The sequence below is a fragment of the Streptomyces sp. NBC_00513 genome, assembly GCF_041431415.1.
Classification (GTDB): Bacteria; Actinomycetota; Actinomycetes; order Streptomycetales; family Streptomycetaceae; genus Streptomyces.
In genome coordinates this window covers 3,075,304-3,102,040 of record NZ_CP107845.1, presented here as the reverse complement: position 1 = coordinate 3,102,040, position 26,737 = coordinate 3,075,304, and the positions used below count along the sequence as shown (strand labels likewise).

23 protein-coding genes and 1 tRNA gene are annotated in these 26,737 nt (G+C 71.1%); 6 read left to right on the top strand and 18 right to left on the bottom strand.

Translation table 11 applies throughout. The annotated features are described in order from the left end of the window. Complete coding sequence (locus OHA84_RS14380; protein WP_053674684.1) at positions 1-1,317, bottom strand: ABC transporter substrate-binding protein; 1,317 nt, start codon at positions 1,315-1,317, stop codon at positions 1-3. Positions 1,318-1,431: 114 nt separating this feature from the next. Here OHA84_RS14380 and OHA84_RS14375 point away from each other — a divergent pair, with 114 nt between their 5' ends. Then, on the top strand, positions 1,432-2,457 hold the full coding sequence (locus OHA84_RS14375; RefSeq protein ID WP_266971408.1) for a LacI family DNA-binding transcriptional regulator: 1,026 nt from the start codon (positions 1,432-1,434) through the stop codon (positions 2,455-2,457). A 49-nt stretch (positions 2,458-2,506) separates the two neighbouring features. Here OHA84_RS14375 and OHA84_RS14370 read toward each other — a convergent pair. The 4 genes from OHA84_RS14370 to OHA84_RS14355 form a co-directional block, all read right to left on the bottom strand. Next, positions 2,507-2,579: transfer RNA gene (locus OHA84_RS14370), tRNA-His, on the bottom strand. Between the two features lie 97 nt (positions 2,580-2,676). Beyond that, positions 2,677-3,279 carry an oligoribonuclease gene (gene orn, locus OHA84_RS14365; protein ID WP_053674688.1) on the bottom strand — a complete coding sequence of 201 codons (603 nt, stop codon included), beginning with the start codon at positions 3,277-3,279 and terminating at the stop codon, positions 2,677-2,679. Positions 3,280-3,391: 112 nt separating this feature from the next. Continuing rightward, positions 3,392-4,564 carry a helix-turn-helix domain-containing protein gene (locus OHA84_RS14360; protein ID WP_053674690.1) on the bottom strand — a complete coding sequence of 391 codons (1,173 nt, stop codon included), beginning with the start codon at positions 4,562-4,564 and terminating at the stop codon, positions 3,392-3,394. A gap of 376 nt (positions 4,565-4,940) precedes the next feature. Further along, positions 4,941-5,261, bottom strand: coding sequence for a hypothetical protein (locus OHA84_RS14355; protein WP_266947564.1), 321 nt, complete (start codon positions 5,259-5,261; stop codon positions 4,941-4,943). A 485-nt stretch (positions 5,262-5,746) separates the two neighbouring features. Here OHA84_RS14355 and OHA84_RS14350 point away from each other — a divergent pair, with 485 nt between their 5' ends. Together OHA84_RS14350 and OHA84_RS14345 are read left to right on the top strand one after the other, a co-directional pair. Next, positions 5,747-6,277 (top strand): universal stress protein, encoded by a 531-nt coding sequence (locus OHA84_RS14350; protein WP_053674694.1) that lies wholly within the window; start codon positions 5,747-5,749, stop codon positions 6,275-6,277. 99 nt (positions 6,278-6,376) lie between these two features. Beyond that, a complete protein-coding gene (locus tag OHA84_RS14345; protein ID WP_266971411.1) occupies positions 6,377-6,946 on the top strand; it encodes a GPR1/FUN34/YaaH family transporter in 570 nt (189 codons plus the stop codon). Between the two features lie 92 nt (positions 6,947-7,038). On the opposite strand, the gene glmS is transcribed toward OHA84_RS14345, so the two are convergent. The 3 genes from glmS to OHA84_RS14330 form a co-directional block, all read right to left on the bottom strand. Continuing rightward, positions 7,039-8,856 (bottom strand): glutamine--fructose-6-phosphate transaminase (isomerizing), encoded by a 1,818-nt coding sequence (glmS, locus tag OHA84_RS14340; RefSeq protein WP_053674699.1) that lies wholly within the window; start codon positions 8,854-8,856, stop codon positions 7,039-7,041. 73 nt (positions 8,857-8,929) lie between these two features. Continuing rightward, the gene (locus OHA84_RS14335; RefSeq protein ID WP_053674701.1) at positions 8,930-9,205 is read right to left on the bottom strand and encodes a hypothetical protein; all 276 of its coding nucleotides are present in this window, start codon (positions 9,203-9,205) and stop codon (positions 8,930-8,932) included. 107 nt (positions 9,206-9,312) lie between these two features. Then, positions 9,313-10,173: a DUF4429 domain-containing protein gene (locus OHA84_RS14330; RefSeq protein WP_053674703.1), complete on the bottom strand. Its 861-nt coding sequence runs from the start codon at positions 10,171-10,173 to the stop codon at positions 9,313-9,315. Between the two features lie 52 nt (positions 10,174-10,225). Between OHA84_RS14330 and OHA84_RS14325 the strand changes: the two genes are divergently transcribed. Further along, the gene (locus OHA84_RS14325; RefSeq protein WP_266971414.1) at positions 10,226-11,812 is read left to right on the top strand and encodes a beta-N-acetylhexosaminidase; all 1,587 of its coding nucleotides are present in this window, start codon (positions 10,226-10,228) and stop codon (positions 11,810-11,812) included. A 127-nt stretch (positions 11,813-11,939) separates the two neighbouring features. Here OHA84_RS14325 and OHA84_RS14320 read toward each other — a convergent pair whose 3' ends face one another. The 10 genes from OHA84_RS14320 to OHA84_RS14275 all read right to left on the bottom strand — a co-directional run bounded on the left by OHA84_RS14320 (position 11,940) and on the right by OHA84_RS14275 (position 25,167). Then, positions 11,940-13,721 carry an IucA/IucC family siderophore biosynthesis protein gene (locus OHA84_RS14320; protein ID WP_053674707.1) on the bottom strand — a complete coding sequence of 594 codons (1,782 nt, stop codon included), beginning with the start codon at positions 13,719-13,721 and terminating at the stop codon, positions 11,940-11,942. After that, positions 13,718-14,302, bottom strand: coding sequence for a GNAT family N-acetyltransferase (locus tag OHA84_RS14315; protein ID WP_053674710.1), 585 nt, complete (start codon positions 14,300-14,302; stop codon positions 13,718-13,720). The genes OHA84_RS14320 and OHA84_RS14315 overlap by 4 nt, the downstream gene beginning before the upstream one ends. Next, positions 14,302-15,600, bottom strand: coding sequence for a lysine N(6)-hydroxylase/L-ornithine N(5)-oxygenase family protein (locus OHA84_RS14310; RefSeq protein ID WP_053674712.1), 1,299 nt, complete (start codon positions 15,598-15,600; stop codon positions 14,302-14,304). Before OHA84_RS14310 ends, OHA84_RS14315 begins: the two co-directional genes overlap by 1 nt. Next, positions 15,584-17,074 carry an aspartate aminotransferase family protein gene (locus tag OHA84_RS14305; RefSeq protein WP_053674714.1) on the bottom strand — a complete coding sequence of 497 codons (1,491 nt, stop codon included), beginning with the start codon at positions 17,072-17,074 and terminating at the stop codon, positions 15,584-15,586. Before OHA84_RS14305 ends, OHA84_RS14310 begins: the two co-directional genes overlap by 17 nt. A gap of 200 nt (positions 17,075-17,274) precedes the next feature. Then, positions 17,275-18,180 (bottom strand): siderophore-interacting protein, encoded by a 906-nt coding sequence (locus OHA84_RS14300; protein ID WP_266971418.1) that lies wholly within the window; start codon positions 18,178-18,180, stop codon positions 17,275-17,277. 52 nt (positions 18,181-18,232) lie between these two features. After that, on the bottom strand, positions 18,233-19,273 hold the full coding sequence (locus tag OHA84_RS14295) for an ABC transporter substrate-binding protein (RefSeq protein ID WP_266947562.1): 1,041 nt from the start codon (positions 19,271-19,273) through the stop codon (positions 18,233-18,235). Positions 19,274-19,427: 154 nt separating this feature from the next. Beyond that, on the bottom strand, positions 19,428-20,588 hold the full coding sequence (locus OHA84_RS14290) for an acyl-CoA dehydrogenase family protein (RefSeq protein ID WP_053674720.1): 1,161 nt from the start codon (positions 20,586-20,588) through the stop codon (positions 19,428-19,430). Positions 20,589-20,595: 7 nt separating this feature from the next. After that, the gene (locus OHA84_RS14285; RefSeq protein WP_266950603.1) at positions 20,596-21,513 is read right to left on the bottom strand and encodes a hydroxymethylglutaryl-CoA lyase; all 918 of its coding nucleotides are present in this window, start codon (positions 21,511-21,513) and stop codon (positions 20,596-20,598) included. An 11-nt stretch (positions 21,514-21,524) separates the two neighbouring features. Beyond that, entirely contained in the window at positions 21,525-23,534 is a 2,010-nt protein-coding gene (locus OHA84_RS14280) for a biotin carboxylase N-terminal domain-containing protein (RefSeq protein WP_266947561.1), read from the bottom strand. A 16-nt stretch (positions 23,535-23,550) separates the two neighbouring features. After that, on the bottom strand, positions 23,551-25,167 hold the full coding sequence (locus OHA84_RS14275; RefSeq protein ID WP_053674723.1) for a carboxyl transferase domain-containing protein: 1,617 nt from the start codon (positions 25,165-25,167) through the stop codon (positions 23,551-23,553). 99 nt (positions 25,168-25,266) lie between these two features. On the opposite strand from OHA84_RS14275, the gene OHA84_RS14270 reads away from it, so the two are divergent. Further along, positions 25,267-25,845, top strand: coding sequence for a TetR/AcrR family transcriptional regulator (locus OHA84_RS14270; protein WP_053674726.1), 579 nt, complete (start codon positions 25,267-25,269; stop codon positions 25,843-25,845). 56 nt (positions 25,846-25,901) lie between these two features. Then, positions 25,902-26,723: a phosphatase gene (locus tag OHA84_RS14265; RefSeq protein ID WP_053674728.1), complete on the top strand. Its 822-nt coding sequence runs from the start codon at positions 25,902-25,904 to the stop codon at positions 26,721-26,723. Positions 26,724-26,737: the final 14 nt, after the last annotated feature.

The following is a 26,737-nucleotide window of genomic DNA, read 5'->3' as shown; positions in this document are numbered from 1 at the left end:
TCACTGCTCCAGGGCGTTGTCGATCGCCTTCACCGCGGCGTCCCAGCCCTCCTGCGGGGTGCGGCCCTTCTGGTCGACCTGGAGCATCCCGATGTCCGCCAGGTTCTGCGCGATGACCAGGTCCTTCGGGCCGATCACCGTCACCGGCACCCCCTCGGCGGCCCGCGCGAAGATCTCCCCGATCGGGGCGCCGCCGAAGTACGCGTGCTTCGCGCCCGACACCGCCGGCAGGCTGTAGGCGGCGCTCGCGCTCGGGAAGCTGCCGCGCTTCTCGAACAGCTTCGCCTGCTGCGCCGGGGCCGTCAGCCAGGCCGCCAGCTTCGCCGCCTCCTCGGCCTTCTTGCCCGCCTTCGGCACCACCAGGAACGAACCGCCCCAGTTGCTCGGCTTCGGGGCCTGCGCCACGTCCCACTTGTCCTTGCCCGCCGGACCGGCCTTGTCCTGGATGTAGCCGAGCATCCAGGCAGGGCAGGACACGGTGGCGAAGTTCCCGTTGGAGAAGCCCTGGTCCCAGGCCGGGGTGAACTGCTGGAGCTTCGCGCTCAACCCCTCGACGGCGAAGGAGGCCGCCAGGTCGAAGGCCCCGCGCACCGCGGGGTTCGTCTTGTACGCGACCTTGCCCTGCGCGTCGTAGAACCGCTCCGCGCTGCTGCCCGTCACCGCCGCCATCACGCCCGACGCGGAGTCCACGAAGGCCTTGCCCGCCCCGGCCTTCGCCTTGTAGGCCTTGCCCGTCTCCAGGTACTTGTTCCAGTCGCCCGCCCACAGCGCGCCGACCGCGGCCCGGTCGGTGGGCAGCCCGGCCGCCGCGAAGAGGTCCTTGCGGTAGCAGATGCCCTGCGGGCCTATGTCAGTGCCGAGGGCGACCGTGGCCCCGTTCTTCGCGGTGCCCTGGGCCCACTTCCACGGCAGGTAGGCGCCCTTGTCGACGCCCGGCGCCTTCGCGAGGTCGACCAGCTTGTCCGCCTGGGTCGCGGTGACCTCCGCGATGTTGTTGACCTCCACGGCCTGGATGTCGGCGAGTCCGCTGCCGGTACCCAGGTGGGTCAGGAGCTGCGGGTAGTAGTTCTCGTTGCGCTCGATGGAGGTCTGCTCGATCCTGACCCCCGGGTTCTGCGCCATGTACTCGTCGTACAGGCCCGCCTCCTGGAGCCCGAAGGCGCCGAAGACCCCGACCGTGAGGGTGGTCTTCGCCTTGCCGCCGGTGGAGCCGCCCTGGGCGGGGGCCTCGCCGGGGTCCTGCGAGCACCCCGCGAGGAGCAGCGCCGTCGCGCCCATCGCACCGACCGCGGTCACAAGTCTTCTTCGGGCTCGCATCAGGATCCTCCCTGGGGGATGGAACGTACCGGGTGTCGTGTGCCACAGTGTGGGAGCGCTCCCACCATCGTCAAGAGGCAGTCAACGGGTAGATTCACCAGCCGGGAGGAAGCCATGAACGGGCACGGGCGCAGCGGGGGACGGCCGACGCTGGAGGAGGTCGCGGTCCGGGCCGGGGTCGGACGCGGCACGGTCTCCCGGGTGATCAACGGATCCTCCAAGGTCAGCGAGCACACCAGGGCCGCCGTCGAGGCCGCCGTCGCCGAGCTCGGCTACGTCCCCAACCGGGCCGCCCGGGCCCTCGCCGCGAACCGCACCGACGCCATCGCCCTCGTCATCCCCGAGCCCGAGGCCCGCTTCTTCGCCGAGCCGTACTTCTCCGACGTGGTGCGCGGAGTCGGCGCCACCCTCGCCGAGACCGACGTGCAGCTGGTGCTCACCCTCGCCGGCAGCGAGCGGGAACGCCGCCGACTGGCCCAGTACCTGTCCGGGCACCGCGTCGACGGGGTGCTGCTGGTCTCCGTGCACGCCGGTGACCCGCTCCCGGAGCTGCTCGCCGAACTCGGCATCCCCGCGGTGATCAGCGGACGCCGCTCGGCCGACGAGACGCTCCCCAGCGTGGACTCCGACAACCTCGCCGGAGCCGCCGAGGCCGTACGCCACCTCCTCGGCCGGGGCCGGCGCGTGATCGCCACCGTCACCGGACCCCTCGACGTGTACGGCGCCCAGTGCCGCCTCGACGGCTACCGGCAGGCCCTCCAGGCCGCCGGGCACCCGGTCGACGAGGCACTGATCGCGGTCGGGGACTTCACCCAGGAGGGCGGCGCCCGGGCCGTGCGCGAGCTGCTGGACCGCCGGCCGGACCTCGACGCCGTCTTCGCCGCCTCCGACGTCATGGCGGCGGGCGCCCGCCGCGAGCTGCGGGCCGCCGGTCGCCGCATCCCCGCTGACGTGGCACTGGTCGGCTTCGACGACTCGGTGGTGGCCCGCCACATGGACCCGCCGCTGACCAGCGTGCGCCAGCCGATCGAGGAGATGGGCCGCACCATGGCGCGTGTCCTGCTGGAGCGGATCGCCGGCGAGTCGGGGGAGACGGCGGTCGTCCTGCCGACGGAGCTGGTGGTTCGGGAATCCTCCTGAGCACGCGAAAGGCCCCGGCCCGCTCGCGCGGGACGGGGCCTTTCCACAGGGTGAGTGACGGGACTTGAACCCGCGGCCACCTGGACCACAACCAGGTGCTCTACCAACTGAGCTACACCCACCATGTCCGGTCGGAAAACCGACCGGCCGAAGAAAAGCGTACAGGGTCCGGGAGGGTGCTCGCTCCCCCCTTTCCCCGCCGCCCGCCTCCGGAGGGTGCTACGCGCCGCCCACCACGTGCCTGGCGGCGATGGTGCGGGCCGTGTCCGAGTCGGGTCCGGGCTGCGGCACGAAGACCGCCTCGCGGTAGTAGCGCAGCTCGGCGATGGACTCCTTGATGTCCGCGAGCGCCCGGTGGTTCCCGTTCTTCGGCGGGCTGTTGAAGTACGCCCGCGGGTACCAGCGGCGGGCCAGCTCCTTGACCGAGGACACGTCCACGATCCGGTAGTGCATGTAGCTCTCCAGCGCGGCCATGTCGCGCAGCAGGAAGCCGCGGTCGGTGCCGACCGAGTTTCCGCAGAGCGGAGCCTTGCGGGGCTCCTTGACGTGTTCCCGTACGTACGCCAGGACCTGCGCCTCGGCGTCCGCGAGCGTGGTCCCGCCGGCCAGCTCGTCGAGCAGGCCGGACGAGGTGTGCATCTCGCGCACCACGTCGGGCATGGTCTCCAGGGAAGCGTCCGGCGGGCGGATCACGATGTCCACGCCTTCGCCGAGCACGTTGAGCTCCGAGTCGGTGACCAGTGCGGCCACCTCGATAAGTGCGTCGTCCGTCAACGAGAGCCCGGTCATCTCGCAGTCGATCCACACCATGCGATCGTTCATGCGCCCACCTTATGCGCTCTTCGCCGGATCGGACCGGGCCCGTACACGCCCGAAGGCCCCTCTCGTCGGGGACGGCCGACGAGAGGGACCTTCGTGGTCCGGGCGGGCGGGACTACGCGTGCTCGCGCAGCACCCGGTTCGGCGCGTACAGCTCCGTCACCGACTGACCGGCCGCGGCCAGGGCCGCCGCCGCTCGCTGGGGCTGCGGAGTGCGCTGGTGCGGGAGCGGGCCCTCCGAGATCTGCGTCACCTGCGACACGTCGGCCTGCGGCCGGCGCGCCCGGTACGCGGACCGGTAGGCGGCCGGGGAGGACCCCAGCTGCCGGCGGAAGTGACCGCGCAGCGCGACGGGCGAACGGAACCCGCAGCGCCCGGCGACCTCGTCGACCGAGTAGTCGGAGGTCTCCAGCAGCCGCTGTGCCTGGAGTACCCGCTGGGTGATCAGCCACTGGAGCGGAGCGCTGCCGGTGAGCGAACGGAACCGCCGGTCGAAGGTGCGCCTGCTCATGTAGGCGCGGGCGGCCAGCGTCTCCACGTCGAACTGCTCGTGGAGGTGTTCCAGCGCCCAGGCGACGACCTCGGCCAGCGGATCCGCGCCGATCTCTTCCGGAAGTGACCGGTCGAGGTAGCGTTCCTGGCCACCCGTGCGGCGCGGCGGCACGACGAGGCGGCGGGCCAGAGCCCCGGCCGCCTCGCTGCCGTGATCCGTGCGCACGATGTGCAGGCACAGGTCGATTCCGGCCGCGGTGCCCGCGGACGTCAGTACGTCGCCGTCGTCGACGAACAGCTCGCGCGGGTCGACGTGGACGGACGGGTACCGCTTGGCCAGCGTCGGCGCGTACATCCAGTGCGTCGTCGCGGGCCGACCGTCGAGCAGACCGGCGGCGGCGAGCACGAAGGCCCCCGTGCACAGTCCGACGATCCGGGCACCTTCCTCGTGCGCCAGACGCAGTGCGTCGAGCGCCTCCGGCGGCGGCGGTGAAGTGATGGAGCGCCAGGCCGGAACGACGACCGTGCCTGCCCGGGCGATCGCCTCCAACCCGTACGGCGCGGTCAGTTCGAGTCCGCCGGTGGTCCGCAGCGGACCGTCCTCACCGGCGCACACGAGCAGTCGATAGCGTGGAACTCCCGCGTCCTGCCGGTCGATGCCGAACACGGAGAGTGGAATGGAACTCTCGAAGATCGGGCCGCCGCTGAACAGCAGCACGGCGACGATCTCTCTGCGGCGACGCCCCGCGAGCTTCCGGCCCGCGTCCGCGACGACGGCGGTGGAATCCTGGCTCATGGCGCTAAGCCCCCCTTGGGTGTCGCGACTCCTTGGTCTGGTCGCACCTGCACGTTTCCCCTCGGCCTTGCACGTGGATCCCCCGCCGTAAATACATGATCGAATCTACTGCGTCCCGTGGTGTCGGCGTGACAAGTTCAGCACGCAGCGCTATGTCGACTTGGCAACTTGGCGAAAAGCATTCGATCAGTAAGGGTTCCACTCCGCTACCCGTGCGGGAAGCGCAGAGTCCGGCCATGGCCAGTACCCATAGGGTCACGCGCCCCCCGGAGCTCTGTCGTCGCTGGTGATGGGGGGGTTGGGGGGACATTCCGGCAAGGGGGGCGACCTGCCGGGAAGTTGGCTTAAAACAGGCGGGTGTGTACGTGCGAATCGGTCAGCCGAGAGGGGAGACGCCCCCGGAACCGTGGCGGCCGCGGTGTGAGCCGGCCCCGCCGCGCGAGTGCCGGCCGCGCCGGCTGGACGCGAACGGCTCCTCGGTGCGCACCCGGGCCGCGGATCGCTCGGCCTTCTCGGAGTGCCGCAGCAGCACCCGGCAGGCGGCGGTGACGGCGGCGAGACCCAGGGTCGCGACGGCCGCCCCGCCGAAGGAGGTTCCGTAGACGACCAGGACCACGGGGACGAGCAGGCAGCTGAAGACGGCCCAGCGCACCACGTCACCCGCGGGGTCGTCATGCCGGGGTCGGGCGCGACGCACGGAAGGGTGAAGACGCGCGGAAGGGGGAAGAGGAACGGGCGCGAGACGCGGTGTCGCGTTGCCGGAGTGCGCGCCGGAGTGGGCGCCGGAACGCGACGACGTGCCGGGCAGGACGGAACGCGTCGGCGGAGCGGGCTGGACGGGGTGGACCGGACGGCCGGGCACGGCGTACTCCCTGCGGGCTCTTCCTGGACGGTCGGACGCCTGTCCAACGGTGCGCGGAGGGGCACGGTCACTGCGCGCACGGGTGGTGCCCGCTCCGCTCGTCACTGGCTGTAGGGGCCAGTCGACATTGCCAACGCGCCGTCCCTCCGGCATGCTCCCTGGGACGCTCTCCAAGGGCGGCATGCCCTGTGCAGGACAGGAGTGTCGCCGTACCCTGGAGGGTATGGGCTTGGGAAGATGCTTCCCGGACAGAGCTCCGTCACACTGCGTCGCCGATTTCGCCCCTGTCGCTTCCCCCGAGGACCCTTCGCCGAGACACCATGGCCGGTCACGAATTCTCCGAACCCGCGGACCGCAAGCGCAAACCCCTCGCCGACTCCGCGTCGGCCGACCTGCGCGCGGTGGAACAGACGCGCCATCCCTGCGACCCGGCCTTCCGGCACGGCGTCGTGGTGGGCTTCGACGGCTCGACCTCCAGTGAGCGGGCCCTCGCGTACGCCATCGGGATGGCCCGACGCTCCGGATCCGGCCTGATCATCGTGCACGTGGCCAACCGGCTGCCCACCACGGTGTGGGCCGGCTGCGAGCCCCCCGTCTTCGTGGACGTCCCCGACCATCGCACCGAGGTCCTGGGGCTGGAGCTGGCCTGTGCGGACTACCTGTCCGAGGTGCCCTGGATCCTGGTCGAGCGGGGCGGGGACATCTGTCACGAGCTGGAGGAGGTCGGCCGGGAGTACTCGGCGGACGCCATCGTGGTCGGCTCCACGCACGGCATCGTGGGCCGGATCTTCGGCTCGGTGGCGGGCCGACTGGCCAAGCGGGCACAGCGACCGGTTGTTGTCATTCCGTGACCCTCTGTACGCCGTTCGTGCGGTTGTGAACCCTCATGTAAAGGGTAGATAAGTGCTGCTGGGACGCAGCAAACAACTGCAGATCGAAGGGAGCCCGCCGTGGACAACGGTGTCTCTGCGGGAAGCTCGGCCTCTACTTCGACCCTCGGGCACATTGCCCTGGGTCTCACCCTTCTCGCGTTCGGTATCGGCCACACCGGCATCATCGACGGCGTGACCGCCGCGAACTCCGCTTCGCTCGCCACCTACGTCGGCGGTCTCGCCCTGTTCGTCCTCGGGATCCTCGAATTCCGGGGCGGCGACGGCTTCAACGGCACCGCGTTCGCGGGGCTCGGCGCCTTCTGGTTCACCTGGGCCGCGGGGGCCGACGGAAAGGTTTCGGCGGATGCCGCCGGGGCGTTCCTCGTCCTGTTCGCCCTGCTCGGCCTGACCCTCACGGTGGGGGCGGCGAGCGGACTGTTCGGGCAGGGCGTGTACGCCCTGTTCACCCTCTCCCTGCTGCTCCTCGCGGTGGGAGCCTTCGCCGACAGCGGTCTGCTCGCCAAGATCGCCGGCTGGGTGGCGGCGGTCGCCGGGCTGCTGGCCTGGTACGGGGCCACGGCCGCGCTGGCGCACTGGCCGGTGGCGCTCGGCAGCAGGGCCCGCGGGGACGCGGTCCCCGCGAGCTGAGCCGTACGAGGGAGCCGTGAGGAACGCGGAAGGCCCCCGGGGGACGTGATCCCCCGGGGGCCTTCCGCGCGTGCTGCCGTCCGACCGCTCGACTACTCGACGGTGACCGACTTGGCCAGGTTGCGCGGCTTGTCGATGTCCCGGCCCAGGGCCAGGGCGGTGTGGTACGCCAGGAGCTGGAGCGGGATGCCCATCAGGATCGGGTCGAGCTCGTCCTCGTTCTTGGGGACGAGGATCGTGTGGTCGGCCTTCTCCTGCTCGCGGTGGGCGACCGCGAGGATCCGGCCGCTGCGGGCCTTGATCTCCTCCAGCGCCGCGCGGTTCTTCTCCAGCAGGTCGTCGTCCGGGACGATCGCGACCGTCGGCATCGCCGGCTCGATGAGCGCGAGCGGACCGTGCTTGAGCTCGGAGGCCGGGTAGGCCTCGGCGTGGATGTAGGAGATCTCCTTGAGCTTCAGGGAGGCCTCCAGGGCCACCGGGTAACCGCGCACCCGGCCGATGAACATCATCGACTTGGCGTCGGCGTACTCGGCCGCCAGCTTCTTGATGTCCTCTTCGCCTTCGAGGATCTCCTGGATCTGCGCGGGCAGCTTGCGCAGGCCCTCGATGATCCGCTTGCCGTCGGTGACCGAGAGGTCCCGGATCCGGCCGAGGTGCACGGCGAGCAGCGCGAAGGCCACGACCGTGTTGGTGAAGCACTTGGTGGAGACGACGCAGACCTCGGGGCCGGCGTGCACGTACACGCCGCCGTCGGCCTCGCGGGCGATGGCGGAGCCGACGACGTTCACGACGCCGAGGACGCGGGCGCCCTTGCGCTTGAGCTCCTGGACGGCCGCGAGGACGTCGTAGGTCTCGCCGGACTGGGAGACCGCGATGTAGAGGGTGTCGGGGTCCACGACCGGGTTGCGGTAGCGGAACTCGGAGGCCGGCTCGGCGTCGGCGGGGATGCGGGCCAGGCCCTCGATGAGGCCGGCGCCGATCAGACCCGCGTGGTACGAGGTGCCGCAGCCCAGGATCTTGACCCGGCGGATGCCGCGCGCCTCGCGCGGGTCCAGGTTCAGGCCGCCCAGGTGCACGGTGTTGAAGCGGTCGTCGATCCGGCCGCGCAGGACGCGGTCGACCGCGTCGGACTGCTCGGAGATCTCCTTGTGCATGTACGTGTCGTGACCGCCCATGTCGTACGAGGCGGCCTCCCACTCCACGGTCTCGGGCGTGGCGGTGGTCGTCGTGCCGGAGGTGGTGTACGTGCGGAAGTCGTCGGCCTTGAGGGTGGCCATCTCGCCGTCGTCGAGGGTGACGATCTGGCGGGTGTGGGCGACCAGCGCGGCGACGTCCGAGGCGACGAACATCTCCTTCTCGCCGATGCCGAGGACCACCGGGGAGCCGTTGCGGGCCACGACGATGCGGTCGGGGAAGTCGGCGTGCATGACGGCGATGCCGTACGTGCCCTCGATGACCTTGACGGCCTCGCGGACCTTCTCCTCAAGGGTGTCGGCCGCGGAGCGGGCGACGAGGTGCACGATGACCTCGGTGTCGGTCTCCGAGAGGAAGACGACACCCTCGGACTCCAGCTTGGCGCGCAGCTCGGAGGCGTTGTCCACGATGCCGTTGTGGACGACCGCGACCTTGTTGTCGGCGTCCAGGTGCGGGTGCGAGTTGATGTCGCTCGGGGCGCCGTGGGTGGCCCAGCGGGTGTGGGCGATGCCGGTGGTGCCGGCGAAGCGCTTGGGGACCCGGGACTCCAGCTCGCGGACGCGACCCTTGGCCTTGACGACCTTCAGGGCCGCGGACTTCGGGCTGTTGACGACGATGCCGGCGGAGTCGTAACCCCGGTACTCCAGCCGCTGGAGGCCCTCCAGCAGCAGCGGTGCCACGTCACGCTTGCCGATGTAACCCACGATTCCGCACATACGGTTTTGCCCCTCCTGAAGTCCTGAACGAGTGCTCCGGTCGTCTCCGCGCGTCCGTCCGCGCGGTCACCGGTCAGCCGTAGACGATGCGGCGCAGTTGCCGGAGCGAGAGCTCCGGCGGCGCCACGGCGCGGTGCGGCAGTTCGGCCGCGATCCGCTCGAAGATCTCCGTGTTGACCGCGCCACCGGACTGCAGTTCACGGTGGCGGCGGCGGACGAATTCCTCCGTCGTCTCGTCGAAGTAGGCGAGTACGTCGAGTACCACCCGGGCCGCCTCGCCCCGCTGGAGCGAGGTGCTGCGCACCAGGTGGTCGACGAGATCGTCATGTGACGGGCGGCGGTCGAGCACCCGTAGATACTCGCGGGATGTGGGACGGAATGCAAAGATCTTGCCCGGATTCGGGCAGAATCGAGCTGGTCTGGACCAGGAGAATGGGTAATTCCGGTCCTGGTCGGTCAGAAACGGCGCAAAATCGCCGCTTTCGCCGTCGAGAACTCCTCGGCCGTGAGGACGCCCGACGTGTGCAGCTCCCCGAGCTCGCGCAGTCGACGCAACAGGGCGTCGTGATCCGCGCCGTCCGCCGGGAGCGCGGCCGGGGCCGGGGCGAGCGCGGCGGCCGGGTGCGGCAGGCGGGCCGCCACGGCCGCCGCGACCAGCGCGGTCGCCAGTTCCTTGCGGCCCGTCCCGAACAGCTCCAGCGCGTACGGGTCGTACTTGGGGGACGGTGGCGCCTGCGCCCCCGCCGGGGTGAACCGCAGGACGCCGTTGGAGAGCCCCCGCGACGGGGCCCACTCCACACCCCGGAGGTCGGCGACCCGGAACTGCCGGGAGCCGGCCGACTGCTTGGCCTCCTCCGCCGTCCAGTTCCAGTCCAGGGTGATCCGGTCGCCGTCGAAGGACACCGTGCCGTCGCCCCCGCTCGCGGTGATCGGCACCGCCGGACCCGGCAGCAGGTAGCGGTCGCTGGGGCCGGGGTCCACCTGGTCCAGCAGGAGCGCGTTGCGGATCTCGTCGACGAAGTACTCCGCCACTCCCGTGCGGTCCGACTCCACGGTCAGCCGGTAGGGGTCCGAGGTCTCCGGCAGCCGCCCGCCCGTCACCTGTAGCAGGGGGTCGGCGCCGTCACGCGGACGCAGTCGCAACCGGCCCGACTTGCGGCCCGGTTCGTAGGAGACGCCGCCGATCGCGCCCAGCGGCACGAGCAGTTCCCCGAGGGCCTGCCGCAGCGGGCCGACCTCCTTGTCGCGGCCCGGCACGATGCGCACCGCGTCCCCTTCGAAGGTCCACGTGCCGTCCTTCTGGATGATTTCCGCCATCCCGCGATTCTCGCATCGGCGTGTCGTGCCCGATTGGCCTATATCTGAGGTCATGAGAGTCCTGCGACGCACGCTCGGTGCCCTCCTCGTCCTCGGCGCGGCGGCCGTTTCCTGCACCGCCGCCCACGGCGACGACTCCCGGCCCGGGGGCGTGCGGGCCGCCGCGCCCACCCCCTACGAACGGCTGCTGCCCGCACCCGTGTCCGCGCGGGCCGAGGGCGCCGGGTACGCGTTCGGGGCGGGAACGGTGATCCGTACCGCCCCGGGCTCCGGCGCGGAGGTGCGGCAGGTCGGGGAGCTGCTCGCCGGGCAACTGCGCGCGACGGCCGGCCTGCCGCTGCCCGTGGTGGTCGGGGCGGACGGGGACGGGATCCGGCTGCGGCTCGACCGGGCCGCCGGCGCGCTCGGCGAGGAGGGCTACCGACTGGACGCCGGCCCGACCGGGGTCACGCTCACCGCGCGCACCCCCGAGGGGCTGTTCCACGCGGGACAGACCCTGCGGCAACTGGTGCCGGCGCGGGGCGCGGGGACGGTGCCGGGCGGCAGGGTGCAGGACACGCCTCGGTTCGCGTACCGGGGGGCCATGGTCGACATCGCCCGCCACTTCTTCCCGGTGGAGCAGGTGAAGCGGTACGTGGACCAGCTCGCCCAGTACAAGGTCAACACCCTGCACGTGCACCTGACCGACGACCAGGGCTGGCGGCTCGCGAGTGACTCCTGGCCGCGGCTCGCCGAGCACGGCGGCGCCGGCGAGGTCGGCGGCGGCCCGGGCGGCCACTGGACGAAGGACGAGTACCGGGAACTGGTCGCCTACGCGGCCCGGCGGTACGTGGACGTCGTCCCCGAGATCGACATGCCCGGACACGTCAACGCGGCCCAGGCCTCCTACGCCGAGCTGAACTGCGACGGCAAGGCGCGCGAGCGGTACACCGGGATCAAGGTGGGCTTCAGCTCGCTGTGCGTGGGCAGCGAGCGGACGTACGAGTTCATCGACGAGGTGCTCGGCGAGCTCGCGGAGATGACCCCGGGCACGTACCTGCACATCGGCGGGGACGAGGCGCACTCGACGCCGGCGGCGGACTACGCGGCCTTCATGGACCGGGCGCAGGCGGTCGTCGGCAAGCACGGCAAGACGGTGGTGGCCTGGCACCAGCTGGCCTCGGCGCGACCGGCGGCGGGCGCGGTGCTCCAGTACTGGGGACACGACCGGACGTCGGCGGCCGAGAAGGCGGGCGTGGCGGCGGCGGCGAAGGCGGGCCACCCGGTGATCCTGTCCCCGGCCGACCGCCTGTACCTCGACATGAAGTACGACAAGGCGACGAAGCCGGGGTTGGCGTGGGCCGGGTACGTGCCGGTGCGGCGGGCCTACTCCTGGGACCCGGGCGCCTACCTGCCCGGGGTCCCGGAGTCGGCGGTGCTGGGTGTGGAGGCGCCGCTGTGGACCGAGACGGTCGCCACCCGGCAGGACTGGGAGCAACTGGCGTTCCCCAGGGTGCTGGGGCTGGCCGAGCTGGGCTGGTCGCCGGCGGCGGCACTGGACTGGGACGACTACCGGGAGCGGCTCGCGGCCCAGGGCCCGCGGCTGGACGCGCAGGGCATCGGCTACTTCCGGGCGCCGGACGTTCCCTGGACCCGGTGACCCGGTGACCCGGTGACCCGGTGACCCGGTGACGCGGTGACCCGGTGACCCGGCAAACGGGGCGGTCGGGCGCAAGGGCGCGGGCGGGCTTCCGAGGGACCGTATCGGAAGCCCGCCCGCGGGTCGGTCACCGTCGGGCGAAGGGCGCGACGGGGTTCTTGAGGTCGCCGATCAGCTGGAGGGCCGCCGACGGGTCGGAGAGGTCGACCATCTGCTTGTTGTTGCGCAGCTGGAGACGGTTGAGGCAGGACAGCTGGAACTCCTCGGCGAACAGGTCGTACCGCTCGAAGCGCTCCGCCAGCTGGGGCATGGACTCCTGGTAGTCGTGGCCGCAGTCCGCGACCGCCTTCCAGAAGGTGTCCTCCTCGCAGATGCCCTCGTCCGCGAGGATCGCGCCGAGGAAGCGGAAGAAGCAGTCGAAGACGTCCGTGAAGATCGACAGCAGCTTCATGTCCTCGGGGATGTCCGCCCGGACCCGCTCGACCGCGGGCGGCAGCACCGCGTCCGCGTCCATGATGACGATCTCCTCGGCGATGTCCTTGAAGATCGCCCGCTTCACCACGCCGCCCTCGATGACGAGGATGGTGTTCTCGCCGTGCGGCATGTAGGCGAGGTCGTACTGGTAGAAGCAGTGCAGCAGCGGGACCAGGTACGCCTTCAGGTACGAGCGCAGCCACTCGGTCGGGGTGAGGCCCGACTCCGCGATCAGCGCGCCCACGAAGGACTTGCCCTCGGAGTCGACGTGCAGCAGCGAGGCCATGGTGGCGAGCCGCTCGTCACCCTGGATCGAGTTGACCGGGGACTCGCGCCACAGCGCGGCCAGCATCTTGCGGTACGGGGAGTACCGGTCGGTGGCGCGCTCGTACTGGCGGTGGTGGTAGCCGATCGCCGCGCGCTCGCGGATGATCGAGAAGTCCACCGACCTCAGGACCTCGTCGCCCTCGATCAGCTGGTGCAGCCAGTCGTTGATGGCCGGGGTGGCCTCCATGTACGCGGCCGACAGACCCCGCATGAAGCCCATGTTGAGGACCGAGATGGCGGTCTTGACGTAGTGCTTGCGCGGTGCGCTCTGGTTGAAGAACGTGCGGATCGACTGCTGCGCGAGGTACGCGTCGGGGCCCTCGCCCAGCAGCACCAGACGGCGGTTCGCGATCTCGGCCGCGAAGGTGACCGTGGTCTTGTTCCACCACTGCCAGGGGTGCACGGGGAAGAGGTGGAAGTCGGCCAGGTCCAGGCCCAGCGCGGTCATCCGCTCGGCGAAGACGCCGATGGTCTCGTCGCCGAGCTCCTCGCGCATGAAGGAATCGTGGTCCAGGCCCGCGCCCGCCGTGAAGGTGGAGACGTCCTTGCGGGCGGCGACCCACACGAGGTGGACGGGGCTGGCGGTCTCCGGGGCGTACGAGAGGTACTCGTGCACGCCGAAGCCGAGCCGGCCGTTGTTCGCGACGAAGCAGGGGTGGCCCTCGGTCATGCCCGTCTCGATGTCCTGGAAGGAGGACTTCGCGAGGACCTCGGAGGAGACCTGCGGCTTCGTGTACTTGTAGCCGGTGCCGGCCAGGGTGGAGGAGATCTCCTCCAGGTACACCGGCAGGACCTCGGCGCTCAGGCCAAGGGTCTCGCGCAGCTCGATGTGGAAGTCGAGGGCGTCCAGCTCCAGTTCGGCGCCGCCCCGGTGGCGGGTGATGGAGGTCTCGTCGACCGACCAGTGGTCGAGGGCGTGCCGGACCGCCTTGAAGCGGTACTCCACGGTCGAGTCGTCGCTGAGGACCGAGTAGAGGTCGGAGCCGAGCGGCTTCGGGGTCAGCAGGCGTTCGTGGGAGAACTCCGCGAGGCCCTTGCGGACCAGGGCGCGGTTGGCGCGGGCCCACAGCTCGGGGGAGAGGTGGGCGACGGCGTCGGCGAGGCTCATATGGATACCCCCTGGGCGGCCGCGGCGGCCTCGAACTGCTCGCGGGTGCAGAAGCTCAGGAGGGCTTCCTTCTCCGGCTTGGTGACCTGGCGCTCCGGCACGAAGCCGACCGTCTCGTTGAGGGCGTGCACGGCGGTGTTGGCGACGTCCGGCTCGACCACGACGCGCTCGGTGGCCGGGTCGGCGAAGATCGCGGCCATGACCGTGGTGATCACGGCGCGGGTGAAGCCGTGCAGCGGGGTGTCGCTCGGCGCGACGAGGAAGTGCATGCCGACGTCGCCCGGCCGGGCGTCGTAGAGGCCGACCAGCTCCAGCTCGGACGGGTCGTAGGTCTCCATCAGGAACGCGGGACGGCCCTCGTGCAGGCCGATGAAGGCCTGGTGGTGCTCGTGGGCGGCGATCCGCATGTACTCGCGCTCGACGTCCGGGAGGGAGGCGTCCTGCATCATCCAGAACGACGCCTTCGGGTGGGTGACCCAGCCGTGGAGCAGCTCCGCGTCGGCGAAGGGGTCCAGGGGGCGCACGGCGAAGGAACCGAGTTCCTTGTCGGTGCGGGAGAAGAGGAGTTCGGTGGTGCTCATCAGAGGGTGCCTTCCGGGGCGGCGAACTGCTGGAACGCGATGGACTTCTCGACCTTGTAGTGCTCGCGGCCGAGGAGCTCACCGACGATGTACGCGTTCCGGTACGCCGCCATGCCCAGGTCGGGCGAGGTGAGGGAGTGGTTGTGGGTGGTGCCGTTCTGCAGGTAGACCCCGCGGCCCGTGGTGTCGATGCTGTAGTTGCGGGCGGCGTCGAGACGGCCGTGCCCGTCGAAGTTCAGGCGGTCGCGCACCGGGTTCAGGAACTCCGGGAAGGTGTACTTGTAGCCGGTGGCCAGCACCAGGCCCTCGGAGGTGAGGGAGAAGTCCCGCTCCTGCTCCTCCTGGCGCAGCCCCAGCGTGTACGTGCCCGTGGTGGTGTCGTACGCGGTGCTGTTCAGGGAGGTGTTGGTCAGCAGGGTGGTCGGGACCTGGCCCGGCATGCTGATCTTCTTCTGGTAGAGCAGGTCGAAGATGGCGTTGATCAGGTCGCCGTCGATGCCCTTGAAGAGGTTCTTCTGCTGGGTCTCCAGCCGGTACCGGGTGTCCTCGGGGAGCGCGTGGAAGTAGTCCACGTACTCGGGGGAGGTCATCTCCAGGGTCAGCTTGGTGTACTCCAGCGGGAAGAACCGCGGCGAGCGGGTCACCCAGTTGAGCTGGTAGTCGTGGACGTCGATCTCGGCGAGGAGGTCGTGGTAGATCTCGGCCGCGCTCTGGCCCGAGCCGATGAGGGTGATCGACTTCTTCTTCTGCAGCTCCGCCTTGTTCTGCATGTAGGCGGAGTTGTGCACGAAGTCGCCGCCGAGGCCCTCGCAGGACCGCGGGACGTGCGGCGGGGTGCCGGTGCCCAGGACCAGGCGGGGGGCCCGGTGGGTCTCACCCTTGTCGGTGTGGACCTCGTACAGGCCGGCCTGCTCGTCGTAGGTGACCTCGGTGACCGAGGTGGACCACCGGACGTTGTCGAGACGGTCGGCGGCCCAGCGGCAGTAGTCGTTGTACTCGGCCCGCAGCGGGTAGAAGTTCTCCCGGATGTAGAAGGAGTACAGCCGGTCCTTGTCCTTCAGGTAGTTCAGGAAGGAGAAGGGCGAGGTCGGGTCGGCGAGCGTGACCAGGTCGGACATGAAGGGCGTCTGCAGGTGGGCGCCGTCCAGGAACATGCCGGCGTGCCACTCGAAGTGCGGCTTCGACTCGATGAAGAGACCGTCGATCTCGTCGAGCGGGGCGGTCAGGCAGGCGAGTCCCAGATTGAACGGACCGACGCCGATGCCGATGAAGTCGTGGGTCTCAGCGGTGGAGGGCAAGGGATTCTCCCAAGAACTGCTCGGCATGTGCGGCGAGAAGGTCGAGGACGGCAGCGATGTCGGCCGTCGTGGTCTGCGGGTTGAGGAGGGTGAACTTCAGGTACTGGCGGCCGTCCACCTTGGTGCCGGCGACGACGGCCTCACCGGAGGCGAACAGGGCCTTGCGGGCGTGCAGGTTCGCCTCGTCGACGAGGTCGGCGCGGACGTCGCCCTCGGGGACGTAGCGGAAGACCAGCGTGGAGATCTGCGGCTTGACGACGACCTCGAAGCGCGCGTCGGCGTCGATGATGTCCCAGCCCTCGGCGGCCAGCGAGACGACCTCGTCGAAGAGCGAGCCGAGACCGTCGGCGCCCATGACGCGCAGGGTCATCCAGAGCTTGAGGGCGTCGAAGCGGCGCGTGGTCTGGATGGACTTGTCCACCTGGTTCGGGATCCGCTCCTCCGCCATCCGGCGGGGGTTGAGGTAGTCCGCGTGGTACGTGGCGTGCCCCAGGGTGTCCCGGTCCCGGACCAGCACGGCGCTGGAACTCACGGGCTGGAAGAACGACTTGTGGTAGTCGACGGTGACCGAGTCGGCGCGCTCGATGCCGTCGAGGAGGTGCCGGCGGGTGGGCGAGATCAGCAGCCCGCAGCCGTAGGCGGCGTCCACGTGCATCCACGCGGAGTACTGCCCGGCCAGGCGGGCGATCTCGTGCAGCGGGTCGATGGACCCGAAGTCGGTGGTGCCGGCGGTGGCGACGACGGCCATCGGGAAGAGGCCCTCGCGCTCGCACTCCTCCAGCTCCAGGGCGAGTACCGAGGTGTCCATGCGGCGGTTGCGGTCGACCGGGACGGAGACGACGGCCTCGTAGCCGAGTCCGAGCATGGCCGCCGACTTCTTCACGCTGAAGTGGCTGGCCTCGGAGCTGAAGATGCGCAGCTTGGGCAGGACCTCGGCCTTGCTGAGTTCCCGACCCTCGTTCAGCGCCCGCTTCATGACCAGGCGGCAGGCCTCGTCGCGGGCCAGGAGCAGCGCGTGGAAGTTGGACTGGCTGCCGCCGGAGGTGAAGACGCCGTCCGCGCCCTCGCCGAGGCCGATGCGCCGCGCGGTCCAGTCGATCAGGCGGCGCTCGATGAGGGTGCCGCCGATGGACTGGTCCCAGGTGTCGAGGGAGGAGTTGACGGCGGAGAGGATCGCCTCGCCGAGCACGGCCGGGATGACGACCGGGCAGTTGAGGTGGCCGAGGTAGCGCGGGTGGTGGAAGTACACCGCGTCCCGGAGGTAGACCTCTTCGAGTTCGTCCAGCACGGCGGCCGGGTCCTCGAGGGGCTTGTCGAGGTCGATCGCGTCGATGACCGGGGCGAGTTCGTCGACGGATATACCGGTGTGGGGCCGTTCCGTGGTCGCGATCTTCGCGGCGACGCGTTCGACGCCTTCGGTGACGGTACGCCGGTAGAGGTCTGCGGTCGTCTCGTTCAGCAGATGCGAACGCATCAACTTTCCTCCGGGCAGGGGAAGAGGGGGGAGTGGGGAGAAGTCTTAGGTTAGCCTAGCCTAAGTTTCAGACCAAATAGAGAGGGGCCCCGGCCGGAGGCCGAGACCCGTCTCTCAATGTCCGCGCGGAGCGCGGGAGTTGTGTGCGTGCGAGTCGCGTACGTGGGAGTCGCGTACGTGGGACCGAGGGCCCGCGAGGGCTACAGGGTCGCGGTGGCGTCCTCGCTGGGAGCCTGGCCCGCGTAGGCCTCGGCGAGCAGCTCTTCCTCGCTCGCGCCGAGGCGCCAGTAGCCGACGAAGCGCACCGCGCGCCGATCGATGGAACGTTCCCGCACGAGGTGGCGGCGGACCGCGCGGATCGTGCCCGCCTCGCCGGCGATCCAGGCGTACGGGGCCTGCGCGGCAAGCGGTTCGGCCGCGCGGATCACGTCCACGAGCCGGTCGGCGCGCTCGCGCCCCAGGGCGGGGTCACGGACGATCCAGGTGATGTCCGCGTCGGCGAGGGTCACCGGGGTGAGTCGGTCGTCCTCGTGCGGGACCTCGAACCAGGCCTTCACCGGCGTGCCGGCGGGCAGTCGTTCGAGGATCGCGGAGGCGGCGGGCAGCGCGGTCTCGTCCGCGTACAGCAGGACGGCGTCGGTGGCGGCCGGCGGCTGGAACCGCACGGACTTGTTCTCCGCGACGGCCGGCCCGATCAGCATGACCCGGCGGCCGGCGACGGCCCGCCCGGCCCAGCGGGACGCGGGGGAGGAGTCGCCGTGGAGCACGAAGTCGATGTCGACCTCGTCCACGCCCTCGGGCGTTCGGCGCTGCTCGCGCACGGTGTACGAGCGCATCACCGGGCGCTCGGCCTCGGGGATCGCCCGCCAGGCGGCGAACCACGTGTCCTCGTCCGTGGAGGGCAGGACGGTGTGCTCGGCGCCCTCGGCCGGCAGGAAGAGCGACAGGCTCTGGTCGTACCCGCCGGAGCGGAACTCCGAGAGGGACTCGCCGCCGAACGTGACGCGCAGGAACGAGTGGCCGAGACGGCGCGTGCGGAGCACCTCGAGTTCGAAGAACCGGAAGTGGGCCACGGCCGGGGCCGCGTCGGATGCGGTGACGGTCATGCGGTGAGTCCCTCCTGGGGGTGTGTGCGGCGCCGGTCGGGGGCGCCGGGGGTCAGCTGACCTTCTTGGCGCCCTGGATGGACTTCGCCAGGTCCTCCAGCAGCTGCGCGCACTTCTCGTACGAGAAGATCGGCTCGGTCACGCGCGGGGTGATCTGACCGGCCTTGACTGCGGGCATCTCGGCCCAGGTCGGCTTGGCCGCCAGGTCCTTCGGCTGCAGGGTGCCGGTGCGGTTGTCGAGCAGGATGACGTCGGCCTTGTACTTGCCGGCGTTCTCCCAGCTGAGGCTCTCGAAGAAGCCGCCCTCGTCCAGCTTCTCCGGGGCGACGAACTCGACGCCGAGCGACTCGAAGTACTTCAGGTCGGCGGAGGTCTTCGGGGTGGAGACGTAGAACAGGTCGGCCGCGCCGGAACCGACGAGCACCTTGATGCCCGGGTTCGCCTTGGTGGCCTCGCGGACCTTGGCGGAGGCGGCCTCGAAGCGGGCCTTGGCGTCCACGGCCTTCTTGGCGTTCATGTCGGCGCCGAGGGACTTGGCGAGGTCCGCGGTGCGGGCCAGCGCCTTGTCCATGCTGACGTCGCCGCCGACCTTGATCGCGGCGGCCGGGGCCAGCTTCAGGATCTTGTCCTTGGAGGCCTCCGGGACGTACCAGTACGAGCCGTCCCAGGAGTTGGTGACCAGCAGGTCGGGCTGGAGGGCCGCGTACTTCTCGACGTTGAACTCGTCGTAGACGTTGCCGAGGACCTCGACCTTGGATATGTCCATCGAGCCGGCCTGGACGTCGGGCTTGCCGTCGGCGGTCTTGGTCGGGCCGAAGACGCCCTTGACGCTCACGCCGTAGTCGTAAAGGGCGGCGGCGGTGCCGGTGAAGGCGACGACGTTCTTCGGGGCGGCCTTCGTGGAGACGTCCTTGCCGAGGTCGTCCTTGAAGGTCCAGGGGCCCGAGGCCGCAGCGGTCTTGTCCGCCTCGCCGGCCCCGTCCTTCGCCTTGTCGGTGCCGCCGCACGCGGAGAGCGCCGCGACGAGGCTCAGGGCACCGCCGGCCGCGATGAGACCGCGGCGGGTGAGGAGGGAGGATCGGGACTTGGGCATGTCGATGTCCGCTTTCGTGCGTGCCGGGCGGCCACTGGGCCGTTCGGAGGGAAGGTTAGCCTAACCTTGGCCGAAAACGGTAAGGGGGCCCTAATCTTTCTCCGGGCCCCCTCGGGTGAACTGCTCCTCGGCCGACCTTTCGGTCGGCCACCGGTCAGCCGGCGAAGCCCAGTTCGCGGGCGATCAGCATGCGCTGCACCTCGCTGGTGCCCTCGCCGATCTCCAGGATCTTGGAGTCCCGCCACATGCGGGCCACCGGGTACTCGTTCATGAACCCGTAGCCGCCGTGGATCTGCGTGGCCTCACGGGCGTTGTCGACGGCGACCGTGGAGGAGTACAGCTTGGCGATGGCCGCCTCCTTCTTGAACGGCTCGCCGGCCACCAGCCGCGAGGCCGCGTCCCGCCAGCCGACACGAGCCATGTGGGCGCGCATCTCCATGTCCGCCAGCTTGAACTGGATGGCCTGGTTGTCGCCGATGGGCCGGCCGAAGGCCTTGCGCTCCTTGGCGTACTTCACCGACTCGTCGACACAGCCCTGGGCCAGGCCCGTGGCGAGCGCGGAGATGGCGATGCGGCCCTCGTCGAGGATCCGCAGGAACTGGGCGTAGCCGCGGCCCTCCTGGCCGACCAGGTTGGCCAGGGGCACCCGCACGTCCTGGAAGGACAGTTCACGGGTGTCGGAGGAGTTCCAGCCGACCTTGGAGTACGGGGCCGCCACCGTGAAGCCGGGTGTTCCGGACGGCACGATGATCGAGGAGATCTCGGGCCGGCCGTCCGCCTTGCGCCCGGTCACCGCGGTGACCGTGACCAACCCGGTGATGTCCGTACCGGAGTTGGTGATGAAGCACTTCGAACCGTTGATCACCCACTGGTCACCGTCCTTGACGGCCGTCGTGCGGGTGCCGCCCGCGTCCGAGCCGCCGTCCGGCTCGGTCAGACCGAAGGCGCCCAGCACCTCGCCGGAGCACATCCTCGGCAGCCACTCCCGCTTCTGCTCCTCGGTGCCGAACAGGTGGATCGGCATGGCGCCGAGCGAGACGCCGGCCTCCAGGGTGATGGCGACCGAGGAGTCGACGCGGGCCAGCTCCTCCAGGGCGATGCCGAGGGCGAGGTAGTCGCCGCCCATGCCGCCGTACTCCTCCGGGAAGGGCAGGCCGAACAGGCCCATGCGGCCCATCTCGCGGACGATCTCGTACGGGAACTCGTGCCGCTCGTACAGGTCGCCGATCTTGGGGGCGACGACGTCGTGCGCGAAGGCCTCGACGGTGCGGCGGAGTTCCTCGTGCTCGGGGGTGAGCCGGTGGTCGAGGGACATGTCTTCGTTACTCCTTGTGGGAGAGGGCGCGGACGGTACGGGAGGGGCTGGGGCGCCCCAACCGCTCGGCCATCCACACGCTCGTGGCGGTGAGGGCGGCCAGGTCGACCCCGGTCTCGATGCCGAGGCCGTCGAGCATCCACACGAGGTCCTCGGTGGCCAGGTTGCCGGTGGCGCTCTTCGCGTACGGGCAGCCGCCGAGGCCGCCGGCGGAGGCGTCGACCGTGGTCACGCCGTGCCGGAGCGCGGCGAGGGTGTTGGAGAGGGCCTGGCCGTAGGTGTCGTGGAAGTGCACACCGATCCGATCGGTCTCCACGCCCACCTCGTCGAGTCCGTCGAGGAGGGCCCCGACATGGCCCGGGGTGGCGACGCCGATGGTGTCGCCGAGACTCAGTTCGTCGCAGCCGAGGTCCAGCAGGGCCTTGGCCACGGAGACCACCTGCGGGATGGGCACGGCGCCCTCCCAGGGGTCGCCGAAGCACATGGAGAGGTATCCGCGCACATGGGCGCCCCGTTCCTTCGCCCGGGCCACCACGGGCTCGAACATGGCCAGGGACTCGGCGACGGTGCGGTTGAGGTTGCGGGCCGCGAAGGTCTCCGTCGCGGAACCGAACACCGCGATCCGATCGGCCCCGAGGGCGAGCGCGCGGTCCAGGCCGCGCTCGTTGGGGACGAGGACGGGCAGGTCCGCGGACACGTCGGAGAGCAACGGGAAGAGCTGTTCCGCGTCGGCGAGCTGGGGCACCCACTTGGGGTGGACGAAGCTGGTGGCCTCGATGGTGGTGAGGCCGGCCGCGGCGAGCCGGTGGACGAACTCGGCCTTCACCTCCGTCGGTACGGGCGTCTTCTCGTTCTGGAGTCCGTCGCGGGCGCCCACCTCGTGGATGCGGACGCGGGTCGGCAGCCCGGGATCGGGGACCGTCATGGGCAGGCCGTTCACTCGCCGCCCTCCTCTTCCTCCGGGGTGACCACGGCCAGGATCTGGTCCATGGCGACGGTGGTGCCGGGCGTCACGTCGAGTTCGGTGACCGTGCCGGCGTGCGGGGCGGAGATGACGTGCTCCATCTTCATCGCCTCCACCACGAGCAGGCTCTGACCGGCCGCCACCCGGTCCCCGACGGCCACCTTCACGACGGTGACGGTGCCGGGCATCGGGGCGGCCAGCGTGCCCGCGCCGCCGTGGCCGCGGCCGGTGAGCGCCGCGGCGACGGGGTCGTGGCGCTGGAGGTGCCAGGAGTCGCCGTCGCGGCCGAGCCAGGTGCCCTCCGGGGACGCGGCGTGGCTGAAGCGGTGGGTGACGCCGTCGAGTTCCACCGTGACCGCGTCGGGGGTCCGGGCCACGATCCGGCCGCGGGCCGGTGTACCGGAACTCCCGGGGAGGATCTCCGTGTCCCGCCCGGCCGGGCGGGTGCGGACCTCCACCGGGTCCTGGCCGGGCAGGCGCAGGTGGTGGACCGTCCAGGCGGGGGTGCCGCCCAGGCGCCAGCCGTCGGCGGCGTCGAACGGGTCCACCCACCCTCCCGGCCGCGCAGGCAGGGGCTCCTCGGCGAGCAACGCCGCCGCCGCGTACACCTCGTCCGGGATCCCCTCCGGGAGCAGCGACGCGAGGTCGCGCTCGACCAGCCCGGTGTCGAGGTCGCCCGACACCACGTCGGGGTGCGCCAGCAGCCGCCGCAGGAAACCGGCGTTGGTCTGGACGCCCAGGATCACGGTGTCCGCGAGGGCCCCCCGCAGCAACCGCAGGGCGCTCGCGCGGTCCGGCCCGTACGCGATGACCTTGGACAGCATCGGGTCGTAGGCGGAGCCCACCGGCACGCCGGCCGTCAGACCCGAGTCGGTGCGCACCGCCCCGCCGGACGGCTCCGACAGGGCCAGGACCGTACCGCCCGAGGGCAGGAACCCGCGGGCCGGGTCCTCGGCGCAGACGCGGGCCTCGATGGCGTGGCCGGTCAGGGTCACGTCCTCCTGCCCGAACCCGAGGGGAGCCCCCGCCGCGACCCGCAGTTGTTGTTCGACCAGGTCCAGTCCGGTGATCAGCTCCGTCACCGGGTGCTCCACCTGGAGGCGGGTGTTCATCTCCATGAAGTAGTACGAGGACGGGTCGCCGCCCGGCACGATGAACTCCACGGTGCCCGCGCCGACGTACCCGCAGGAACGGGCCGCCTCCACGGCCGCCGCTCCCATCGACGCCCGCAGCTGCGGCGTCAGCAGGACCGACGGGGCCTCCTCGACGACCTTCTGGTGGCGCCGCTGGAGCGAGCACTCCCGCTCGCCCAGGTGCACCACGTTGCCGTGCGCGTCCGCCAGCACCTGGATCTCGATGTGCCGCGGCCGGTCCACCCACCGCTCGACGAGCAGGGTGTCGTCACCGAAGGAGGACCGGGCCTCGCGCCGCGCCGCGGCGATCTCCTCGCCGAGCAGCTCCGCGTCGCGGACCAGCCGCATGCCCTTGCCGCCGCCGCCCGCGGAGGGCTTCAGCAGCACCGGCATGCCGATCTTCTCGGCGGCGGAGACCAGTTCGGCGTCGGTGAGGCCGCTGCCGGAGGAGCCGGGGACGACGGGAACGCCCGCCTCCTTCACCGTCTCCTTCGCCCGGATCTTGTCGCCCATCAGGGAGATCGCGCTCGCCGGGGGCCCGATGAAGGCCAGCCCGGCCTCCGCGCAGGCCGCCGCGAAGGCGGCGTTCTCCGCGAGGAAGCCGTACCCGGGGTGGACCGCCTCGGCGCCGGTGCGGCGGGCCGCGTCCAGGAGCCGCTCCACCGACAGGTAGCTCTCGGCGGCCGCCTCCGGACCGATCCGGACGGCCGTGTCGGCCTCCCGTACGTGGCGGGCGTCCGCGTCGGCGTCGCTGAAGACGGCCACGGAGCGGATGCCGAGCTCCCGCAGGGTGCGGATGACCCGGACCGCGATCTCGCCGCGGTTCGCGACCAGAACAGTGCTGAACATCGAAGAGGTCCTCACGTCACATGCGGAAGATGCCGAAAGCGGAGTCGCCCAAGGGGGCGTTCGCGCACGCGGTCAGGGCCAGCCCGAGCACCTGCCGGGTCTCCATGGGGTCGATGACCCCGTCGTCCCAGAGACGGGCGGTGGCGTAGTAGGCGTTGCCCTGTTCCTCGTACTGCGCGCGGACCGGTGCCTTGAAGGCCTCCTCGTCCTCGGCCGGCCAGTCCTGGCCCGCGCCCTCGATCTGGTCCCGCTTGACGGTGGCCAGCACGGAGGCCGCCTGCTCGCCGCCCATCACCGAGATCTTCGCGTTCGGCCACATCCACAGGAAGCGCGGCGAGTAGGCCCGGCCGCACATCGAGTAGTTGCCCGCCCCGTAGGAACCGCCGACGACCACCGTCAACTTCGGGACCCGGGCGCACGCCACGGCCGTCACCATCTTGGCGCCGTGCTTGGCGATGCCGCCGGCCTCGTAGTCCCGGCCGACCATGAACCCCGAGATGTTCTGGAGGAAGAGGAGAGGGATCCCGCGCTGGTCGCACAGCTCGATGAAGTGCGCGCCCTTCTGGGCGGACTCGGAGAAGAGGATGCCGTTGTTGGCGATGATGCCGACCGGGTGTCCGTGGATCCGGGCGAACCCGGTGACCAGCGTCTGCCCGAACTCCGCCTTGAACTCCTGGAAGCGGGACCCGTCCACGACCCGGGCGATGACCTCGCGGGCGTCGTAGGGGGTGCGGGAGTCGACCGGCACCGCGCCGTACAGGCCGTACGGGTCCACCTTCGGCTCCTCGGGAGCCTCCACCGACCAGGGCAGGGCCGCGCGGTCGGGCAGCGTCGCCACGATGTTCCGTACGATCCGCAGCGCGTGCGCGTCGTCCTCCGCGAGGTGGTCGGTGACGCCCGAGATCCGGGAGTGGACCTCGCCGCCGCCGAGCTCCTCGGCCGTGACGACCTCGCCCGTCGCGGCCTTCACCAGCGGCGGGCCGCCGAGGAAGATCGTGCCCTGGCCGCGCACGATGACGGCCTCGTCGCTCATGGCCGGGACGTACGCCCCGCCGGCGGTGCAGGAGCCGAGCACGGCCGCGATCTGCGGGATGCCGGCGCCGGACATGCGGGCCTGGTTGTAGAAGATGCGGCCGAAGTGCTCCCGGTCGGGGAAGACCTCGTCCTGCATGGGCAGGAAGGCGCCGCCGGAGTCGACCAGGTAGAGGCAGGGGAGACGATTCTCCAAAGCCACCTCCTGGGCGCGGAGGTGCTTCTTGACGGTCATCGGGTAGTAGGTGCCGCCCTTGACGGTGGCGTCGTTCGCGACGATGACGCACTCGCGGCCACTGACCCGGCCGATGCCCGCGATGACCCCGGCGGCCGGGGCCGCGCCCCCGTACATGCCCTCGGCGGCCAGCGGGGCCAGCTCCAGGAAGGGCGATCCGGGGTCGAGGAGGGCGTCCACGCGGTCGCGGGGAAGCAGCTTCCCGCGGGCGGTGTGGCGGGCGCGGGCCCGCTCCCCGCCGCCCAGGCGGGCCGCCTCCAGCCGGGCGCGCAGGCCCTCGGCGAGTTCGCGGTGGGCGGCCTCGTTGGTCCGCCAGGCCTCGGACGCCGGGTCCGCGGCGCTCGTCAGCACTGGTGCCTGCTGCATCGGTCGAGCTCCCTTGCTCGGTGCACGCGGTTAATGGTCGTTAACGCGTATGGGCCTTAGGTTAACGAGCGCTAACGGCCCTGTCTAGAATGGTTTCCCATGAGCACCAGAGCGGCCGCCCCGACCCGTCGCGAGCAGATCCTCAGTGAGGCCGCTCGTCTCTTCGCCGAGCGCGGCTTCCACGGCGTCGGAGTGGACGAGATAGGGGCCGCGGTGGGCATCAGCGGCCCCGGCCTGTACCGGCACTTCGCCGGCAAGGACGCCATGCTCGCCGAACTGCTCGTCGGGATCAGCGAGCGGCTGCTCACGGGCGGCCGGCGGCGCGCCGAGGAGGCGGCCGGCGACCCGACGGCGCTGCTGGCCTCCCTCGTCGAGGGCCACATCGACTTCGCGCTCGACGACCGGGCGCTGATCACCCTGCACGACCGGGAGCTGGACCGGCTGCGGGAGGCCGACCGCAAGCTCGTACGACAGTTGCAGCGCCAGTACGTCGAGCTGTGGGTGCAGGTCGTGCGCGAGCTGCACCCCGAGGTGGGGGAGGCGCAGGTACGGGTCTCCGTGCACGCGGTCTTCGGCCTGCTGAACTCCACCCCGCACCTGGCGGCGCTGGGCCGGGAGGCCACCGAGTCCCTGCTGCGGCGGCTCGCCAACGGCGCCTTCGGGGCGCTGTCGGGGTGACGCCCGGCATCCGCGGGTCGAAATGGTTCCGGCGCGTGACGGCACGCGACGGCAGAATGGGCCGTATGCCGAAGCCGATAGAGACGCCCGCCCAGTCCTCTCAAGCGCCGAGCCGCGCCGAACTCCTCGACCACCTGGTCCGCACGCGGATCGCGGGTGACGTCGCCACCTCGCGCGAGAACAACCTGTCGCACTACCGCAAGCTCGCCAACGGCGACCGCCACTACTGGCTGGGCCTGGAACTCGGCGACCGCTGGGCCGACGAGCAGGACGTGCTCGCCGTGATGGCGGAACGCTGCGGAGTGGTCGACGACGCGACCCACCGCCACGGCCAGGACACCATCGACCCGGAACTGACGGTCGCCGCCCTGGACCGGCTCGCGGCCCGACTGCGCAAGGCCGCGCTGGACCGGCAGAGCGTCCTGCTGGCCACCGGGCACCCCGGCGGCCTCCTGGACGTCCACCGGGCGACCGGCGAGGCCCTGCGGGCGGCCGGTTGCGAGATCGTGGTCATCCCGCGCGGGCTGGTCGCGGACGAGTGCTCCGTGTGGCAGTTCGCCGACGTCGCCGTGCTGGAGCGGGGCGCGACCCTGTGGCACACCCACTCGCCGGAGCCCATGGCCGCGATCCTGGACGGGCTGGCGGCCGAGGGACGCCCCCAGCCGGACCTGGTCCTGGCCGACCACGGCTGGGCGGGCTGCGCGGCGCAGCGGGGCCTGGACGCGGTGGGCTACGCGGACTGCAACGACCCCGCCCTGTTCCTCGCCGAGGCGGAGGGCACCCTCCAGATCGCGATCCCGCTCGACGACCACGTCCGGGACCCACGCCACTACGACCCCATGGTGGCCTACCTGCTGGACGCCGCGGGCCTGGCCTGAGGGCCGCCGGCGTC